Genomic DNA, 18,559 nt, shown 5'->3' on the forward strand with positions numbered 1-18,559 from the left:
ACAACCTCCAACCTTTTTATTATGGGATTGGAGGCTTGTTGTTTCATTATTTATTCAAACATTGATTCACCTGATTAACAACTTCATTCGCAGATAATCCATCCGCGTTTATTATAGAAGCTTGTGTATGTGTATCAGCCATTCCCATCATATTTTGATCTTGCCCTGTGATGACACAACATTGGCAGTTTTGCATATTATTTTCCTCTAAATTCACCACATCATGTCCTTCATTTTCTAGTGCTTGTTTAACATTGGACAGATTTTCTTCTACAGCTACTCTTGCCATGATTTTTTCCTCCATTTATATGAGTTTCCCCCGCATGAACAGTTTTCACTTTCTCATGCTGTAAGACTCCCTTCAAGGGGGAGATAACAGCATAATCTCACCTGATAAGGTCATCTAACTATCAGTGGAAGATATAAAAAATCCCACTGAAAGCAAGATTCTCTTTATAAGATTCCTTATTTAAAAAGGTGGAAATCATCAATATATTATCGGGGTTTATTCCTTTATGTATTTTGAACTATGATGAATGAAAATATTCTCATTATTATAATATACATGCGATATCATATGTGTAATTTTGATAAAAGATCCTACAGGTATTATAATGGATTACATAATAAGGAAAAATTGAGATGAGGTGTTTGGATTGAATCCTGTGTTGCAATTAAAAGAGGTTACGGGAGGATATAGTTTAAAAAAACCGGTTTTACACGGGTTATCTATAAATGTAAATCCAGGAGAAATGGTGGGTTTGATTGGTTTAAATGGTGCTGGGAAAAGTACAACCATTAAACACGTTTTGGGGTTATTAAAACAGCATAAGGGCGAGATTTTAATCAATGGCCATACATTGGAAAGCAAACCAATGGATTATAGAGCATCTTATGCTTATGTTCCAGAAAATCCTTTAATGTACGATGAATTAACGGTGCAAGAGCATTTAGAATTAACAGCAATGGCTTATGATATTGATAAAAAAACGTACACAAATCGTGTAGAGTATTTGGTAGATGAATTTCAAATGAGAGACAAGCTTACTAAATTTTCGGCTCATTTATCGAAAGGAATGCGCCAGAAGATGATGATCATGAGTGCATTTCTTGTCCAACCTTCGCTATATATCATAGATGAACCTTTCTTAGGTTTAGATCCATTAGGCATTCGTTCTTTGCTCGACTTGATGGTTAAAATGAAAGAGGCTGGAGCAAGTATATTAATGAGCTCTCATATTCTATCTACAATAGAACAATATTGTGATAAGTTGGTTGTACTTCATGAAGGACATGTTATTGCAAGTGGAGAGTTAAATGATATTCAGTTGGCTTCTGGTTTGGACAACCCTTCTTTGGAAGATGCTTTTTATGCTTTAGTTAAGGATGGCTTTAAACGATGAATGACTTATGGAATAAAAGGGTGATGGAATTTTGGAAAGAGGTCGCCCCATACTTGAAATTTGTATTGAATGGGGGACTGATTGCTTTCATTGTAATTAGTTTTTCTATAGGAAGCATTTATTACAGGCGGTTTTTAGAAAATCCGCCACCAGATTTTCCGATTCATTTTCTGCTCACTTGCATTATGTTATTGTTTATTGCATTAAATCCAATAAGAACTTATTTGAGGGAAGCAGACTTGATTTATTTAGTTCCTGCTGAACATCAAATGAACAAATATTTTAATAAATCAATCACAGCTAGTTTTATCACTCAAGGTTCGGTTTTGACCTTCATTTGGATATTGTTATATCCATTATATTTAGTAACTAATGAAACGAATAGCATGACGTTTTTTATATTTTTATTGATGTTGTTCATTTTTAAATGGATATTAATGTTAGGAAACTGGCAGGAGCAGCAATTTCAATCGAATGTTCATAGAAAAATCTATTCAGTTCTTAGGTGGTTAATATCTTTTGTAGTATTATATGTTTTACTCACCTTTAATTCATTTAAAGGGTTCGTTTTTATTGGCATTGTATTGATGACTTATTTTATTTCTTTTCGTTTAATACCTAGTTATATGATTCATTGGAATAGACTTATATTTGTTGAACAACAGCACAAAGCTAGAATATATGCATTTTTAAGCTGGTTTGTTGATGTACCACAACTGTCAAAGCGGGTTAAACACCGCAAAATGCTTAGTCGAAGTATAAAACTTGTCCCGTTTCAACAGGAAAACACTTATTTATATTTGTATTTTGTAACGTGGATACGCTCTGATTTATTTGGAATGATTGTTCGAATGACTTTGGTTGGCATTGTGTTAGTAACTTTTTTATCGATTGTATGGATGAAGTATTTTATCTTTATTGCAGTTGTTTATTTATCAGGATTACAAATCTTATCTTTAAGACATTACCATCAAAATATGTTTTGGGTTAATATTTATCCATTGCCAAAAGAGTTAAGAATAGAGGGGGTATTGAAAAACTCTTTTCGGATTCATATCATTATTATTTTAATCATTAGTATACCTTTTATATTAACGATTACAAATTTAATTCTTGGCTTTGTTTTATTAGCTCTTAGTATTTTACTTTCTAAAATATATCACCGTTCATTAGGCAAAAAGTTGTGAAATGAAATAGAAAATGGCCTTATTTTGCTGTTGCTCCTGCTCAGGGGCAACATAATATAAGGCCATCATTATTAAAGCTGTGATGAAATGTTTTTCTTATAACATAAGAATTTATAATTTTTAAAATTCAATGTTTCAACAAAAACTACCTCTAATGAAGGATTCGACGACATCTCCGAGAGACTCCGATAGGAGTTTTTGTTCATGATAGATTTTATTTTATCACGAGGTACTTATTTAACATAACCATATCCAATGCTCGAATACCATCTTCCCAAATTTCTTCAGGATAATTAGCAAAAAAATTACGGCGCACATGTGTGATTCGAAAACCACACTTTTGGTAAAAGGCTAGGTTGTTAATGCTGGAATTTGCAGTTCCAACAGTAATGACTTTAAATCCTTTTTGTTTATACAATTCACATATAAGTTTTATCATTTCCTTGCCGTAACCTTTTCCTTGTTGTGAAGGAGTAACGGCCATGTTTTTAATTTCTATGGTTTCAGTGCCATCCTCAATGATAAGAGAAACTCCAACACAATTTCCTGATAAATCAATGGCTGCAAACAAATGTCCCTCGTATAAATAACTTTTTACAATTTCCTCTGATTCATCAGCTAATACGAGTAGATCTAAATAATGGTTATAATCATCAAATGTTACTTTAGATAAAGTGATCATCATTTCATTCCTATTTCATTATGAGGTGGTGATCTTTTTCTTAGTCAGTTCCTGTATGCTTTGATAGATTTTTTCGAATAAATCTTCAAGGTCACCTTCCTCTATACATGAAAAAGCAACTCTCAGATCGTTTTCACCTAAAGCAATTGTTCCTATTTCATAATTGTCGAGTAGATGAACTCGTAGAGATTCTGCATCAATCGTTTTTAATTCTAAACACATGAAATATCCTGAGTTAAACGGATAGAAGTCCCAAACGGATTGGAATTTTTCATTTTTTAGTATTTCTTTTACTTTGTTTGCTCTACCCTTCATTATGTCGTATTTTTCTTGTTTTTGCTGCTCATAATCAGCAGATTGTAATGCATGTAAAACAAAAGTTTGTGAAGGATGAGATCCGCTGGAAATCGTAGCACGAATAATTCCCATTGTTTTCTGCTCCAAAGCTGTGTTCACAGCTTCACTTTCAGAAGCATAAGTAATGAATCCAACACGGAAACCCCACACATAATCTTCTTTTGTTGCACCATCTACTTTTATAGCTAGTACGTTTGGATGGATGTTGGCTAATCTTCCAAATAAGGATTCTTGAATTGAATCTTCAAAAAACAATCCGTAATAAGCATCGTCAGTTACAACAACGATGTGCATGCCTGCTTCAGCCCCTGCTAATATGGCATTTACAATGTTCTCACTATCCTTTGCATTAGGTGTATATCCTGTTGGGTTATTTGGGAAATTTAAAACAACAATGGCTTTGCCTTTATCTTTTTGGGAAAGTATAGCTTCTTTTAAACCTTCAGCGTTAAATTGTCTTTCTTTATTATAAAGTGGGAAATTGACTTGTTCAGCCCCTCTACGAATCCCAAAAGTCAACTCGTAGTTCTCCCAATTTTTATCAGGGTAAATCACTGGATCTCCAGCGTCCGCAAATAGATCAGCAACAATGCTTATTCCATGAGTTAATGCATTTGTAACAATAGGGTTGCTACACGTTTTATTCTGAAGATCTGGACTTTCCTTCATCATTTTCTCTCGCCAAACCTTACGTAATTCAGGCTTACCAGCCGGTGGTGCATACGGATAAATATCTTTTGGTTCATACTCTGATAATGTATCCTGTATCACATTTAAATGCATCGGCTGTTTATTCTCTAACGCAATACCGATGGTAGCATTATATTTTTTGGCCTTTTTCCCTGCTTCTGCAGATTGGCTTATAATGCCCTCCTTAGGAAAATAAATGTTCTTTCCGAGTGTAGATAACATTTCATAAATATTAGGGTTTTCTTCTTTAATCTTTTTGTTTAATGATTCTGCAAGTGGGTTCATATGGTTCCATCCTTCCAGTAATAGAGGTTGTTCAATAAGTCCAATTTTGATCACGAAGTAAAACTAGGAAGTAAATACGACATAGAATATTGCACTTACATTTAAAGTCCGGTGCTCATGTAACAAATCACTACACTCCGCTCCAGCTTTTGCATGTTCGCACAATCTTCTTGGTGCTGAAAACCGAACTTCTTGAACACATAGTTATACCTATAAATTTTTGTGAATATTATAACACTTCCGATAAAAAAGATGAACCCGCTCTATATGAAAAGAGCGGGTCAAATGTGAAAAAAATAAGTTGATTTACATTATTATTGCGGATCAAGCTCAAGCTCAATTAGTTCTCCTTCTTTTAATACTAGTTTATTCTCAGCTATAAATCGATTTACATGCTCTTCATTATACACACCTGGTGCACCGGTATGTATTGGAATATTCATTTGTGCATTGATCATTGAAGCGGCTTCAGTGGCTTCCTCTGGGTTCATGTTATTATAATTACCATCTATGCCCAACAAAGCATAAGTAATGTTTTTATCTGAAAGCAGGTTCATTTCATCTATTTTCCCAGTATCACCAGCATGATATAGTCGAATGCCATCAAATTCAAGAACATAACCAGTTGAGCTTTCCTTGGAGTGATTATCATTGTATGCAGCTACAGCACTTACAGTGATTCCTGAAATAGAAGCATTTTGTCCTGGCAAATCACTATCTACAGCATATTCTGAGAAATCATAAGATGGGGTAATGATTGTAGTATCTTCTTTTAAAGTTACCTTTTTAATATCGCTGTGATCAAAATGGAAGTGGCTAATTAACACCATGTCTGCAGGCTCTGAATAATTTGAACTCTCCCCAAACCAAGGATCGATATATATGACTTTTCCTTCTGAAGTTTTAATTTTTACACTAGCATGACCGATCCAATGCATAGTAGGTTTAATTTCCGGTTCAGTGCTAGTTGCAGACTCTTCACTGCTGCAAGCTGACAACAAAATAAAACTGATAACAAGAAAACATGCTAATATGGTGTTTTTGTTCAATGTCAAACCAATCTCCCCCTATATTTATAGATGTGATTGATTATAGCTTTAATTATTTTAATTTTCTATATATTCAAAGAATTACACTATATATTCACAAATAATGTTAAAAAAACACAAAAAAAACCACCCCTTTAAGAGTGGTATACCTGTTTCTTTACTTTGTTAGAATCTGACCTAATGCTTCTCCCATTTTTACTTTTTCACCAATAAATTTTCTTTCATTATATTGAAACGAATCTTTTTCAAATAGTAATACGACAGTTGAACCAAATTCAAAATAAGCCATTTCTGCACCAGCATGAATTTCATCAGCTGATGGATCAACTAGTCGAATACTGCTAACGTTCATCGCCCCTACTTTTACAAGAGCCACTTCTGTATTCTCGTGTCTAATATAAGATATTAAACGTTCGTTTCTGCTTAAAACTTTGGGCATATGCGTAAGGCCAAAGTCATTTACAGGATAAACCTTGCCAGGAATAAGTTCTGTTTCAACAACTTTTCCGGAGATAGGGGCGTGTATCCGATGGTAATCTGAAGGACTTAAATATAAGACCATATAAAAACCGTGTTTATAAGTGACAGTTCTTGGTGATTGATTTAAAAGATCTTCTATTGTGTAATCCTGTCCCTTAACATTTACGATTTGTCCGTTTTCAATTGTTCCTATTCCTGTAATCTTACCATCTACAGGACTAATTACCATATTTTCATCTTGATGAATTTTTCTAGCTCCTTTTTTTAGTCGCCTAGTGAAAAAGTCATTAAGTGAAACATATTCATCTAATTGTTTTTCTGCTTCTTTTATATTAATCCCGTAAGTTTTAGCAAAACGAGGGATTAGTTGTTTACTCATTTTTGATTTTGCAAATTGACCTGTAATTTTCGAGATTGTTTTTCTAGAGGATAGTTCAGTCAATAGACGAAAAATTGTTTTCATTGTTTATGTTTTCACCACATTTCCTCAAACATTTTAACATTAATAAAAATGAAAGCGACCTGAAGGTGGCCGCTCATATGAAAATAACAAATGATAACAGATAAGTCTAGTATTATATTATCACACTAAGGATTTCTTTAATAGTGTTAAATTCACTGCTTTTTTATTGGTGAAGGACTGATAAAAAGAGGAAAAAAAAGAACGGTTTGTGACAGAAGTATTATTTGTGACAAATGTCACAGCCGCATAAAAGTACTAATCTTATAATGAATGTATAAACAAACAAGTTACACTAATATAAATAAATTGAACAAATTTAGAGGAGGAGTGGAAATTATGGCAATGAAAGAGAAAAAGGTTCAGGAGCAAGTTTCCGCAAAAAAAGAAGTTGATTTGTTAGTACAGCGTGCTAAAAAAGCACAAGAGGAATTTTTGAAATTAAATCAAGAGCAAGTGGACAACATCGTCCAACAAATGGCTTTAGCAGGATTGGACCGTCATATGGAATTGGCTAAGATGGCAGTTCAAGAAACGGGTAGAGGCGTGTATGAAGATAAAATTACAAAAAATATATTTGCTACTGAATATATATATCACAGTATTAAATACGATAAAACAGTAGGGGTTATTGAAGAGAACCCATATGAAAGCTTTCAAAAGGTAGCTGAACCTGTAGGCGTAATTGCAGGAGTTACACCTGTAACGAATCCCACATCAACTACAATGTTTAAATCTTTAATCTCAATGAAAACAAGAAATCCTATTATTTTTGCTTTCCATCCTTCTGCTCAACGCTGCAGCAGAGAGTCAGCAAAGACCATTTTAGAAGCGGCTGTTCAACATGGAGCACCTGAACATTGCATTCAATGGATCGAAACACCTTCTTTAGAAGCTACCGGATTGTTAATGAATCATCCTGATGTAGCCTTGGTATTAGCAACTGGAGGATCCGCAATGGTAAAAGCGGCTTATAGCACTGGAAAGCCTGCTCTTGGTGTTGGTCCAGGTAATGTTCCTTGCTTTATTGAAAAAACAGCGAATATTAAACAGGCCGCTACAGATTTGATTTTATCTAAATCTTTTGATAATGGAATGATCTGTGCTTCTGAACAAGCAGTAATCATAGAAGAGCCTATTTATCAAGAAACGACTAAATTTATGAAGGATATGGGATGTTATTTCCTTAATCCAGAAGAAATAGCGAAAGTGTCTAAATTAGTAATTAATCCTGAAAAGTGTGCAGTAAATGCAGTCATTGTTGGTCAATCTGCATATAAGATTGCTGAAATGGCAGGGTTGAAAGTACCAAAGGATACAAAAGTATTAGTAGCAGAATTAGACGGTGTAGGAGATAAGTTTCCATTGTCTGCTGAAAAGTTAAGTCCTGTATTAGCTTGTTATAAAGTGAAGGATGCGCAAGCAGGTATAAAACGTGCAGCTGAAGTTGTTGCATATGGAGGAATGGGTCATTCTTCTGTTATCCATTCTGATGACCAGGATGTTATTAATCAATTCTCTCAAGTATTACAAACAGGGCGTGTCATTGTAAATTCTCCTTCTACTCATGGTGCAATTGGAGATATATACAATACAAATCTTCCATCACTAACACTTGGTTGCGGTAGTTATGGAAATAACAGTACAACATCTAATGTATCTGCTGTTAACTTAATCAACGTGAAAAGAGTCGCTCATCGAACTGTAAATATGCAGTGGTTCAAAGTACCAAATAAAGTGTATTTTGAAAAAGGATCAACTCAGTATTTAGCAAAAATGCCTGATATCACACGTGTGATGGTTGTCACTGATGAGATGATGGTGAAATTAGGATACGTTGAAAAAGTTGAATACTATTTGCGCAAGCGACAAATGCCTGTTCACATAGAAGTTTTCTCAGATGTTGAACCAGATCCTTCTGTAGAAACTGTAGAACGTGGTACAGCGATGATGAACAGCTTTAAGCCAGATTGTATCATTGCACTCGGCGGTGGATCTCCGATGGATGCTGCCAAAGCAATGTGGTTATTCTACGAATATCCTGACACTAGCTTTAATTCTTTAAAACAGAAATTTTTAGATATTAGAAAAAGAGTATATAAATATCCGCGTTTAGGTAAAAAAGCAAAATTTGTTGGTATCCCAACAACATCTGGAACAGGCTCTGAAGTGACTTCTTTTGCAGTAATTACAGATAAAAACCAAGGAAATACAAAATATCCACTTGCAGATTATGAATTAACACCAGATGTTGCAATCATTGATCCTGATTTTGTTCTAAGTTTGCCTAAAACGGCTGTTGCAGATACAGGTATGGATGTATTAACACATGCGATTGAAGCTTATGTATCTGTTATGGCAAATGATTATACAGATGGCTTAGCAATGAAAGCAATACAGCTTGTGTTTGAACACTTAGAAGATTCTTATAAAGTTGGGGATGCTTTATCTAGAGAGAAAATGCATAATGCATCTACAATTGCTGGGATGGCCTTTGCGAATGCTTTCCTTGGAATCAATCACAGTTTAGCGCATAAGTGGGGTGGAGAATTCCACACGGCACATGGTAGAACAAATGCCATTTTACTGCCTCATGTTATTCGTTACAATGCGACGAAACCAACTAAGTTTGCATCTTTCCCGAAATATGATCATTATATTGCAGATGAAAGATATGCAGAAATTGCAAGAACTTTAGGTCTGCCTGCAAGCACGACAGAAGAAGGAGTGAATAGCTTAATTGAAGCGATTCGCAAGCTGAATAAAGCCCTAAACATTCCAGAGAAATTCAAGGATGTGAATGTAAATCCTACAGAGTTTGAAGCAAAGGTAAATTATTTAGCGGATCGTGCTTTTGAAGATCAATGTACAACTGCTAATCCAAAGATGCCATTAGTTACTGAATTGGCTGAAATATATAGAAAAGCTTTTTATGGAAAATTTGAATAATTTAGTTTAAGTATAAACATACCCCCGGTATAGGATGAACTGCTTGCAACGAAAAGTTAAAAGTCAGTCTCCTATACTGGCGGGTTATCCTCATTTTAAAATCAATTGTTTTTGGGTAATTAACTTTGGAGGTGTTTTTCATGTCTATGGTGGAAAAAGAACTAAAACCAAAAGAAGCTGAAATCAACCCTTGGAGAGGTTTCCAAGCTGGGAATTGGGAAAGAGAGATTGATGTAAAGAATTTTATTGATTTAAACATTACTTCTTATGAAGGAAATGAACAATTTTTATCAGGGCCTACATCTAATACAAAAGCTTTATGGGATATTATAAGTGAATTGACTAGAAAAGAGCTCGACAATGGTGGTGTGTTGGATGTTGATGTTAATACGCCTTCCACAATTACATCACATGGTCCAGGGTATCTTGATCAAACCAAAGAGAAAATTGTAGGTTTACAAACAGATGAGCCTTTTAAACGTTCTATTCAGCCTTACGGTGGTATTAGAATGGTGAAGGATGCATGTGCAGCATATGGATTTACACTACCTGATGAGATTTTTAATATTTTTACAAATATTCGCAAAACACATAATCAAGGTGTTTTTGACGCCTATACAACAGATATGAGAAAAGCTCGGAAAGCAGGGATCATTACTGGATTACCTGATGCTTATGGAAGAGGACGTATTATCGGTGATTACAGACGAGCTGCTTTGTATGGTGTTGATAAGCTTATTGAACAAAAACAAGAAGATTTGCTTCAATTGGAATTAGATGTAATGAGTGAAGAAGTAATTAGAGATCGAGAAGAGATAAATGAACAAATTCGCAGTTTACAGGAATTGAAACAAATGGCTTCACGTTATGGTTTTGATATTTCTTTTCCGGCTAATAATACAGAGGAAGCTATTCAGTGGTTATATTTTGCTTACTTAGCTGCGATTAAAGAGCAAAATGGAGCAGCTATGAGCTTGGGCAGGGTTTCTAGTTTCTTAGATGTATATATCGAAAGAGATCTACAAGAAGGTACATTATCTGAGGAAGAAGCTCAGGAATTAGTTGATCATTTCATAATGAAGCTGCGTATTGTTAAGTTTTTGAGAACTCCTGAATATAATGAGTTATTCAGTGGAGACCCAACTTGGGTTACAGAGTCTATTGGAGGTATGGGACTTGATGGAAAAACACGAGTAACGAAAAACTCTTACAGATTCCTTCATACCCTATATAATTTAGGTCCAGCTCCTGAACCAAACTTAACCGTACTATGGTCAGAAAAGCTTCCTGAGAACTTTAAAAATTATTGTGCTAAGGTGTCTATCCATACAAGTTCAATTCAATATGAAAATGATGATCTGATGCGTCCGCACTATGGTGATGATTATGGAATTGCATGTTGTGTATCAGCTATGCGCATCGGTAAACAAATGCAGTTTTTTGGAGCAAGAGCTAACCTAGCTAAATGTTTATTATATGCAATTAATGGTGGAATGGATGAAAAATTAGGAGTACAAATTGGACCTGAATATTCATCAATTACATCTGAAGTATTAAACTTCGATGAAGTCATGAAAAAGTATGATGATATGTTGGATTGGTTAGCAAAATTATATATGAACACATTAAATGTGATTCATTATATGCATGATAAATATAGCTATGAACGAATTGAAATGGCTTTACATGATCGTGAAATTGTAAGAACGATGGCTGCAGGCATCGCTGGATTATCCGTAGTAGCTGATTCACTAAGTGCGATTAAATATGCAAAAGTAAAGCCTATACGTAATGAAAAGGGAATAGCCATTGATTTTGAAATTGAAGGTGATTTCCCTAAATATGGTAACAATGATGATCGTGTAGATTCTATTGCTACATCATTAGTTCAGACTTTTATGAACAAATTAAGCAAGCATCAAACTTATAGAAAAGCGATCCCTACGATGTCAATTTTAACGATTACCTCAAATGTAGTATATGGTAAAAAAACAGGAACAACACCTGATGGACGAAGAGCTGGAGAGCCTTTTGCACCTGGTGCGAATCCTATGCATGGTCGAGATACAAAAGGAGCTCTTGCATCCTTAAATTCTGTGGCTAAGCTTCCTTATGAATACAGCTTAGATGGAATTTCTAACACATTCTCAATCATACCGAAGGCTCTAGGGAAAGAAGAACCTATTCGAAAGCAGAACTTGCATGCCTTGTTAGATGGTTATATGATGCAGGGAGCCCATCATTTAAATGTAAATGTGTTTGACAGACAACAATTAATTGATGCAATGGAGCATCCTGAACAATACCCACAATTAACGATAAGGGTTTCTGGTTATGCTGTAAACTTTGTGAAGTTGACAAGAGAACAGCAGTTAGACGTTATTAATCGTACATTCCATGGGTCAGTGTAAAGTTTAAGTTAAAAGAAAGGATGAGAGATGATGAGCACGATAGGTCGCATACACTCTTTAGATACATTTGGAACTGTTGATGGTCCAGGGATACGTTTCGTGCTTTTCATGCAAGGTTGTGCGCTTCAATGTCAATACTGCCATAATCGTGATACTTGGGATCGGGACAAAGGAAATGCCAAAAAGGTAGAAGAGATTTTATCAGAAGTTGAGCCTTATATCCATTATTATAAGAGCTCTAAGGGCGGTATTACGATTACTGGTGGAGAACCAACCTTGCAAGCGCCTTTTGTAAAGGAAGTTTTTGAAGCTTGTAAACAGAAATGGAATCTTCACACTGCTTTGGATACTTCAGGTTTTAATGATCCGAGTAGAATTAAAGACTTGTTTGATGTTACTGATCTACTTTTATTAGACATTAAACAAATGGATGATGATAAACATAAAAAATTAACTGGACAATCTAATGAAAGAATATTAAAAGTAATACAATATGCATCAGAAATGAATAAAAAAATGTGGATTAGACACGTACTCATTCCTGGGATTACTGATGATTATTCCGATTTGTTTGAACTAGGAAAATTCATTGGAAAGTTGAAGAATGTCGAGAAGGTTGAAATCCTGCCTTATCACAGAATGGGAGTCTTTAAGTGGCAGCAGCTCGGATATAGCTATCCGTTGGAGGGGGTAAGAACTCCAACCGATCAAGAACTGAAAAGAGCGATACAGATCGTTGACAAAGGTATTGAAGAAAACACCTTAAGTAAAATAACTTAACACGTTTTCCATGCAGTAAGACTCCCTCTTCTTCAAGAAGAGGGAGCAGCCTGCTTTTCACCTGATAAGGTTATCTAACTTCAAGGAGATATAAAAACGCCTACTAAAAGCAAGATTCTCGTTATTAAATTCTACAAATTTCAACTGGACAGTCGGGACAAGAGACGATGGTTTTTAAATCATTTAGCTTGTGGATGGTAATCAACCCATTTTTCATGCTAATGATACCATCGTCTTTATGTTTGCTTAAAAGTCTGTTTACACTCTCTCTAGTTGTTCCAATTAAATTAGCCAGATCTGTATTAGTAAGTTTCATATCTAAAAGAATACCATCTTCAGTCAGCTTGCCACAGGTATTACTAAGTCGAATTAATGTTGAAGCTAAAGCCCCACTTTTTCCAAATAATAACAAATCTCTAAATTTAGATTCTGTTTTACGGTGCCATAAACTCATCCATTTCAAGAATTCTACAGCAAAATCCCCATGTTGATAAATAAGCATCTCTAAATCACTGTGTTCGATAATACCTATATTTGAATCACTCAAAGTTTGAGCAGAGAATGTGAAGTTCAATTCACCAAATCCTCCAAATTCACAAAACATATCTCCTTCTTGCAAAATATATAAAATAAGTTCTTTCCCATCATCTGTTAGTTTTACAATCTTTACTTGTCCTTCATTTACAAAAAATAACCGCTTAGCTGGTTCTCCTTCGTGAAACAAATATTGATGTTGTAAAAAATGATTTGAGTACATGACGCTCTTTAGTCTATTAATATTCTCTTCAGATAAGAAATGTGATATTTGTCCAGACAATTTACAATTTTGGGTTATATGCTGCATAGTATAACCTCCTTCATCTCTATTACTATTATTATATATCAATTTTTCCAAAAGTGTATGATCTTATTTTGATAGTAACATTTTTCACACATTATCATCGTGATATTTATCACAAACTGAAATTTGTTTGTATATCTGAATTTTTACCAAGGTTCTCTTTATATAGGTATAGGTATATTTTTCTGTATTGTTGTACGTCTAATGAAAAAAATACATATGCTAAATTGAAAATAATAAGAATGTTGGAGGAGATTGGATATGAAAAAACGTAAAAAGAAAAATGTAAAGAGATTGGATGCAAATATTAATGAATTGGATTGGATTGATGAGAAAGATGATAAAGAAGGATTTTTAAAAGATATTCCCATTGAATTGGGTTGGTTTCCAGAATTTCCTTTTTTAAATGACAAACCAAAAAAAAGTATGAAAAAGAAGAAAGTAAAAAGGCCTAAACCTTTACTATATACGAATCCATTTGAATTTAGCATTGAATACAATAGCTCAGAGGACAGAGACAGCCAACAACCAGATTTCTCTTACGAGAAAAAAGAAGAAAAAGAAAAAAAAATCGAAAACATTCAGCAATTTAACAATACAACATTTGAAATGGAAAGTGCAGAAGTAAGTACAGAAGTGTTTATTGAATTTGATGAACCTTTTAATAACAATGAGTACGTTCTTGTAGCGATGACAAATCGCTCCAATTGTTTTACCGCAATAAAAGAAAAAACTGCGGATTTCGCAGTTATTGAAGTCATTAAACTTGAAAGTGAGCATCACAATGAAAATGAAACTATAGAAGAGATGGATTTAACTGGTGAATTATCTTGGATTGCCATCGGGAATTAATATTATCAGAGAATGAACCTGCTATTTTTTTGGATTTGCAGACCATCTTATTAATAAACCGGCATATACTAATCCTCCGCCAAAACCATAAAGCAGTAAGTGATTATCATTTTTTAATTTGTTTTGATTCAAACCTTCTTGAATAGATAATGGTATCGTAGCTGCTGAAGTATTGCCGTAATGTACAAGACTATATAACGTTTTTTCCAATGGGAAATTACTTCTTTGGCAAATAGATTCAATCATACGAAGATTAGCGCTATGTGGAATAAACCAATCCACATTATCCAAAGTCATTTCCGTATTTTCCATTACTCTTAACATGCCTTTAGGAACATGATTTACAGCCCATTTATAAACCTCTCTACCGTTTTGAACTAAAAAAGCTTCTTTTTCAAGCTCTACACCATTTAAATTATTAGATAATCCCTTTTGGTATAAATGAATGCCACCTTCACCATGTGATCCATTATAAGAAGATAAGAAGCTTGGTAGTTCTTTATCTTTTTCCACAAGTACTACTCCTGCTCCGTCACCAAACAATATACAGGTTGTTCTATCGTTATAGTTGGTGATTTTAGATAAGACATCTGCTCCAATAACCATAATTTTTTTATGGAGACCTGCAGTAATTAGTCCATTTGCAACATGAAGGCCATAAGTAAAACCTGCACAGGCTGCTCTTAAATCGATAGCACCTGTATTCCTTAGCTGAAAATGAGCTTGGATTTGGCTTGCTGTGCTAGGAAATGAAAAATCAGCTGTGCTGGTTGCTACAATAATTAAATCGGTATCTTCAATTTCTACATCATATTGATCAACCATATTTTGAATAGCTGCAATACATAGATCACTGGTGAATTCATCTTCTTCTGCAATTCTACGTTCCTTAATTCCTGTGCGTTGTACAATCCATTCGTCATTCGTGTCAACAAGTTGTTCTAAGTCATGATTAGAAAGCACCTTTTTCGGTACATAAGTACCAATAGCGGTTATTCTTGCATTTGAATTTACTTTAAACGTACTCATTGGTTTCACCTCAATTTTTTTAATAACTTAAGAATTTATAAAAATTTTCTCCGAAATACTCCATTAGGATTTTTTGTTCAATCAAAGATAATTAATTAGTCTGAAAATTAATATTAGATATTAGTACCTAGTACTAATTATGAATACATTCAAATGATTTGTCAATCCCTAAACATTATTCGCAAATTGAATATAATTGATTGCAGGAAAGTACAGTCGGAATTACCAAAGCATTCTATGTTTATTTTTCAGTAAAAACTTCATCCTAAGACTGATACAAAAAATTAATCATCAGGATGGAGGCGTAAAATGGTAAATTCAGTTTTTTCTCGAATAATACTTGCTGGTTCACTTATATTTTCATTAAGTGCTTGTACAACTACAGACAACGAAGGTGCTATGGATACTCGGTCTCGAGACAATAATGTTCGTCCATACGGGGTATACGACAATAATGATCGCTTAGGAGTTCGAAATTACAATAACAATCGCTACAATGCAAATCGTTACAATGTATTAAATGGTGGTAAGGGAACTCAAAACAACATTCGAAATACGGATAGGATGACGAATCGAGCAAGTGATCTTCGAGCGAATAATGTTCATCAAAATACGAATATAAGGGAAAGTAAAAAAATTGCTGATGAGCTTGTAAGAATGAAGGAAGTAAAAAGAGCGAATGTATTATTGACGGATAACAATGCCTATATTGCTGTTGAATTAGCAAAAGGAACAACAACGAATCAAATGAAAGGCACTTCTTTAAAAGGCACAACAAACAGTCAGATGAAAGGCACTTCTATAAAAGGTAAAACAAACAATCAGATGAAAAGTTCTTCCCTAAAAGGTACATCAATGCACGGTACTCGTGGAAGTGAATATTATGGTTTAAGAATGAACACAGGTAAAATAGCTGGATCATACTCAAAGAATAATAAAATGGGTACCTATTCCAATAATAAAATGACAACAAAATCTAACAATCAAGTTGGTACCTATACGGATACGATGGAAAACAATGTAAAAAATAAAATAACTGAAAAAGTAAAATCAATGGATAAAAATGTAAAAAATGTATATGTTTCTGCAAATGCTGATTTCGTGGAGAGAGTTAACAATTACATGGTTGATATTGGCGAAGGTAAACCTGTAAGAGGGTTTATGGAAGAATTTAATACTTTTATGGATAGAGTATTTCCAATGAACGTTGATAATAATAACAATAGAACCAATCGTACGATCTTGAATCCAGCTAATCGATAAATTATAGCCTATTTTTTAAAAACACCCGCACCATCGTTCGCTACTTTTCATAAAATAATTTGACTGTATCCCTTGACCTTGTAATTCTAAACCCAAACAAGGAGGGGTGACGATATTGAAGGGTAGCGACGATAAAGGAAAATTTATATTAACAAACCGTGAACGTGAAGTATTCGAATTGTTGGTTCAAGACAAAACAACTCGAGAAATTGCTAAAGAGTTATATATAAGCGAAAAAACAGTTCGGAATCATATCTCCAACGTCATGCAAAAGCTAAATGTAAAAGGTCGTTCACAGGCAGTCGTTGAATTAATAAGGCTTGGAGAGTTGAAAATATAATCATGTGTTTATTTCACATTCATTGAATACCTTCTTTGACACTTCCTGCATAGGATTGGAAAAGAAGGTTTTTGAGTGTTAAAATATAGATTCATTCAAAAAAAGTGAGGAATTGTTTTTTATGCAAAATTGGTACGAGAAGAGTTTTAGTGAAGATTATTTGCTCGTGTATAAACATAGAGATTTAAAAAATGCTTATGAAGAAGTTAAAAATATGATTGGATGGCTTCAATTATCTAAAAATTCATCCGTATTTGATTTATGTTGCGGTATGGGTAGACACTCGCTGGCATTGTCTGATTTTGGATATTATGTTACAGGGATGGATTTATCTGAAGTATTGTTACATGAGGCCAAAAAGTTAGATAAGAATAAAAAAGTGACTTGGCTTCATGGAGATATGCGCGATATACCAACGGACCAGTCTTTTGATGCTGTAGTGAATTTATTTACTTCATTTGCTTATTTTGAATCTGATGATGAAAACAGCAAGGTTCTAACTGAAGTAAATCGCATTTTAAACCCAAAAGGAAAATTTATAATTGATTTCCTTAATTCAAATGTAGTAAAAGAACAATTAGTGCCTTATTCAGAACGATTTACAGAAGGAATGAAAATTGAAGAATATCGCTCTATTGAAGAAGGTTTTGTTCAAAAACGAATTGTGATTAAGGATGGAAATCAAGAACGTACATACTTAGAAAAAGTAAAGTTGTATGATTTACCCTCTTTTGAAAACATGATATCCTTGGCTAACTTGCAGCTTGATTCTGTATATGGCAATTATGATCAATCTACTTTTGAAGAAAACTCATCTCCCCGACTTATTCTAGTTGGTCATAAAAAAGCATAAATCATTCGATATCTCCGTGTTTTGAGTGTGCGATTCGACTGCTGGCAGCAGCAGCAATCGCGCCTATAATATCATCTAAAAATGTATGTATTGGCTGATCATTTTTATCGTTTAATTTTTTGAGTATACCAGGTTTTAGTTTGTCTATATATCCAAAATTAGTAAATCCGATACTTCCATAAACGTTAACGATAGATAAAGCTAATATTTCATCACACCCATATAACCCCTCATCATTTTCGATCATCTCCAGTAATGGAGATTCCAGCTTTTTTTGTTCTGCTAAAATATCTAACTGGATTCCAGTTAAGATCGCATTTTGCACTTCTCTTTTTTGTAAAACCTTATCCACATTTTTTTCACATAATGCAATGGTTAAGTCCGGAAAATAGTCTTTTTGTAAAAATAAAACTAATTCAGCGATATCTTTAGTACTTACACCTCTTTTTTCTAAGCATTCCAGTGTAACCTTTGTAACTTTTTCACTATCCAACTCATATGACATGTGTTTCTATTCCTCCAAATATGAAATGTATACCTGTTATTGTAGTCAAATTGTTCTAGAAATATCACATGTTGGAATAATTAAATTTTTCAAACTGAAATTTGGACAAAATGAAGTATAAATTATAACAAAGCTCGTATACA

General features: G+C 34.0%; 17 protein-coding genes. 9 read left to right on the forward strand and 8 right to left on the reverse strand.

The window, feature by feature from the left end; translation table 11 throughout:
* Positions 1–46 precede the first annotated feature (46 nt).
* A complete protein-coding gene (locus tag Q5Y73_RS00775; RefSeq protein WP_305989941.1) occupies positions 47–289 on the reverse strand; it encodes a YkuS family protein in 243 nt (80 codons plus the stop codon).
* A gap of 367 nt (positions 290–656) precedes the next feature.
* On the opposite strand from Q5Y73_RS00775, the gene Q5Y73_RS00780 reads away from it, so the two are divergent.
* Positions 657–1,403, forward strand: a complete 747-nt coding sequence (locus Q5Y73_RS00780; protein ID WP_305989942.1) for an ABC transporter ATP-binding protein — start codon at positions 657–659, stop codon at positions 1,401–1,403.
* Positions 1,400–2,590 carry an ABC transporter permease gene (locus tag Q5Y73_RS00785; RefSeq protein ID WP_305989943.1) on the forward strand — a complete coding sequence of 397 codons (1,191 nt, stop codon included), beginning with the start codon at positions 1,400–1,402 and terminating at the stop codon, positions 2,588–2,590. The genes Q5Y73_RS00780 and Q5Y73_RS00785 overlap by 4 nt, the downstream gene beginning before the upstream one ends.
* 214 nt (positions 2,591–2,804) lie before the next feature.
* Here the strand turns inward: Q5Y73_RS00785 and Q5Y73_RS00790 are convergent, their stop codons facing one another.
* From Q5Y73_RS00790 to asd, 4 genes are all read right to left on the reverse strand, one after another.
* A complete protein-coding gene (locus Q5Y73_RS00790) occupies positions 2,805–3,272 on the reverse strand; it encodes a GNAT family N-acetyltransferase (protein ID WP_305989944.1) in 468 nt (155 codons plus the stop codon).
* A gap of 18 nt (positions 3,273–3,290) precedes the next feature.
* Positions 3,291–4,604, reverse strand: a complete 1,314-nt coding sequence (locus tag Q5Y73_RS00795; protein ID WP_305989945.1) for an aminotransferase class I/II-fold pyridoxal phosphate-dependent enzyme — start codon at positions 4,602–4,604, stop codon at positions 3,291–3,293.
* Between the two features lie 314 nt (positions 4,605–4,918).
* On the reverse strand, positions 4,919–5,659 hold the full coding sequence (locus Q5Y73_RS00800) for an MBL fold metallo-hydrolase (RefSeq protein ID WP_305989946.1): 741 nt from the start codon (positions 5,657–5,659) through the stop codon (positions 4,919–4,921).
* 151 nt (positions 5,660–5,810) lie between these two features.
* Positions 5,811–6,596, reverse strand: coding sequence for an archaetidylserine decarboxylase (gene asd / locus Q5Y73_RS00805; protein WP_305989947.1), 786 nt, complete (start codon positions 6,594–6,596; stop codon positions 5,811–5,813).
* Between the two features lie 336 nt (positions 6,597–6,932).
* On the opposite strand from asd, the gene adhE reads away from it, so the two are divergent.
* From adhE to pflA, 3 genes are all read left to right on the forward strand, one after another.
* Positions 6,933–9,542 (forward strand): bifunctional acetaldehyde-CoA/alcohol dehydrogenase, encoded by a 2,610-nt coding sequence (adhE, locus tag Q5Y73_RS00810; RefSeq protein WP_305989948.1) that lies wholly within the window; start codon positions 6,933–6,935, stop codon positions 9,540–9,542.
* Between the two features lie 140 nt (positions 9,543–9,682).
* Positions 9,683–11,953: a formate C-acetyltransferase gene (gene pflB, locus Q5Y73_RS00815; protein WP_305989949.1), complete on the forward strand. Its 2,271-nt coding sequence runs from the start codon at positions 9,683–9,685 to the stop codon at positions 11,951–11,953.
* Between the two features lie 27 nt (positions 11,954–11,980).
* Positions 11,981–12,733, forward strand: a complete 753-nt coding sequence (gene pflA / locus Q5Y73_RS00820; protein WP_305989950.1) for a pyruvate formate-lyase-activating protein — start codon at positions 11,981–11,983, stop codon at positions 12,731–12,733.
* Between the two features lie 124 nt (positions 12,734–12,857).
* On the opposite strand, the gene Q5Y73_RS00825 is transcribed toward pflA, so the two are convergent.
* Positions 12,858–13,577 (reverse strand): Crp/Fnr family transcriptional regulator, encoded by a 720-nt coding sequence (locus Q5Y73_RS00825; protein ID WP_305989951.1) that lies wholly within the window; start codon positions 13,575–13,577, stop codon positions 12,858–12,860.
* Positions 13,578–13,835: 258 nt separating this feature from the next.
* Between Q5Y73_RS00825 and Q5Y73_RS00830 the strand changes: the two genes are divergently transcribed.
* Positions 13,836–14,426, forward strand: coding sequence for a WIAG-tail domain (locus Q5Y73_RS00830; protein ID WP_305989952.1), 591 nt, complete (start codon positions 13,836–13,838; stop codon positions 14,424–14,426).
* A 21-nt stretch (positions 14,427–14,447) separates the two neighbouring features.
* Here Q5Y73_RS00830 and Q5Y73_RS00835 read toward each other — a convergent pair whose 3' ends face one another.
* Positions 14,448–15,455: a ketoacyl-ACP synthase III gene (locus tag Q5Y73_RS00835; protein ID WP_305989953.1), complete on the reverse strand. Its 1,008-nt coding sequence runs from the start codon at positions 15,453–15,455 to the stop codon at positions 14,448–14,450.
* Positions 15,456–15,764: 309 nt separating this feature from the next.
* Here Q5Y73_RS00835 and Q5Y73_RS00840 point away from each other — a divergent pair, with 309 nt between their 5' ends.
* The 3 genes from Q5Y73_RS00840 (at position 15,765) to Q5Y73_RS00850 (ending at position 17,911) form a co-directional block, all read left to right on the forward strand.
* Positions 15,765–16,718 (forward strand): YhcN/YlaJ family sporulation lipoprotein, encoded by a 954-nt coding sequence (locus Q5Y73_RS00840; protein ID WP_305989954.1) that lies wholly within the window; start codon positions 15,765–15,767, stop codon positions 16,716–16,718.
* A gap of 115 nt (positions 16,719–16,833) precedes the next feature.
* Positions 16,834–17,058, forward strand: coding sequence for a helix-turn-helix domain-containing protein (locus Q5Y73_RS00845; RefSeq protein ID WP_160645613.1), 225 nt, complete (start codon positions 16,834–16,836; stop codon positions 17,056–17,058).
* Positions 17,059–17,179: 121 nt separating this feature from the next.
* The gene (locus Q5Y73_RS00850) at positions 17,180–17,911 is read left to right on the forward strand and encodes a class I SAM-dependent methyltransferase (RefSeq protein WP_305989955.1); all 732 of its coding nucleotides are present in this window, start codon (positions 17,180–17,182) and stop codon (positions 17,909–17,911) included.
* Between the two features lies 1 nt (position 17,912).
* Here the strand turns inward: Q5Y73_RS00850 and Q5Y73_RS00855 are convergent, their stop codons facing one another.
* Entirely contained in the window at positions 17,913–18,416 is a 504-nt protein-coding gene (locus tag Q5Y73_RS00855) for a phosphatidylglycerophosphatase A family protein (protein WP_305989956.1), read from the reverse strand.
* Positions 18,417–18,559 lie beyond the last annotated feature (143 nt).

Origin of the sequence: Chengkuizengella axinellae, from assembly GCF_030730905.1 — a bacterium.
GTDB lineage: Bacteria > Bacillota > Bacilli > Paenibacillales > KCTC-33759 > Chengkuizengella > Chengkuizengella axinellae.

Coding starts and splice junctions, on each gene's coding strand:
- Q5Y73_RS00775 (WP_305989941.1), bottom strand. CDS start 289: ATGGCAAGAGTAGCTGTAGAAGAAAATCTGTCCAATGTTAAACAAGCA.
- Q5Y73_RS00785 (WP_305989943.1), top strand. CDS start 1,400: ATGAATGACTTATGGAATAAAAGGGTGATGGAATTTTGGAAAGAGGTC.
- Q5Y73_RS00790 (WP_305989944.1), bottom strand. CDS start 3,272: ATGATCACTTTATCTAAAGTAACATTTGATGATTATAACCATTATTTA.
- Q5Y73_RS00795 (WP_305989945.1), bottom strand. CDS start 4,604: ATGAACCCACTTGCAGAATCATTAAACAAAAAGATTAAAGAAGAAAAC.
- asd (WP_305989947.1), bottom strand. CDS start 6,596: ATGAAAACAATTTTTCGTCTATTGACTGAACTATCCTCTAGAAAAACA.
- adhE (WP_305989948.1), top strand. CDS start 6,933: ATGGCAATGAAAGAGAAAAAGGTTCAGGAGCAAGTTTCCGCAAAAAAA.
- pflB (WP_305989949.1), top strand. CDS start 9,683: ATGTCTATGGTGGAAAAAGAACTAAAACCAAAAGAAGCTGAAATCAAC.
- pflA (WP_305989950.1), top strand. CDS start 11,981: ATGATGAGCACGATAGGTCGCATACACTCTTTAGATACATTTGGAACT.
- Q5Y73_RS00825 (WP_305989951.1), bottom strand. CDS start 13,577: ATGCAGCATATAACCCAAAATTGTAAATTGTCTGGACAAATATCACAT.
- Q5Y73_RS00830 (WP_305989952.1), top strand. CDS start 13,836: ATGAAAAAACGTAAAAAGAAAAATGTAAAGAGATTGGATGCAAATATT.
- Q5Y73_RS00835 (WP_305989953.1), bottom strand. CDS start 15,455: ATGAGTACGTTTAAAGTAAATTCAAATGCAAGAATAACCGCTATTGGT.
- Q5Y73_RS00840 (WP_305989954.1), top strand. CDS start 15,765: ATGGTAAATTCAGTTTTTTCTCGAATAATACTTGCTGGTTCACTTATA.
- Q5Y73_RS00850 (WP_305989955.1), top strand. CDS start 17,180: ATGCAAAATTGGTACGAGAAGAGTTTTAGTGAAGATTATTTGCTCGTG.
- Q5Y73_RS00855 (WP_305989956.1), bottom strand. CDS start 18,416: ATGTCATATGAGTTGGATAGTGAAAAAGTTACAAAGGTTACACTGGAA.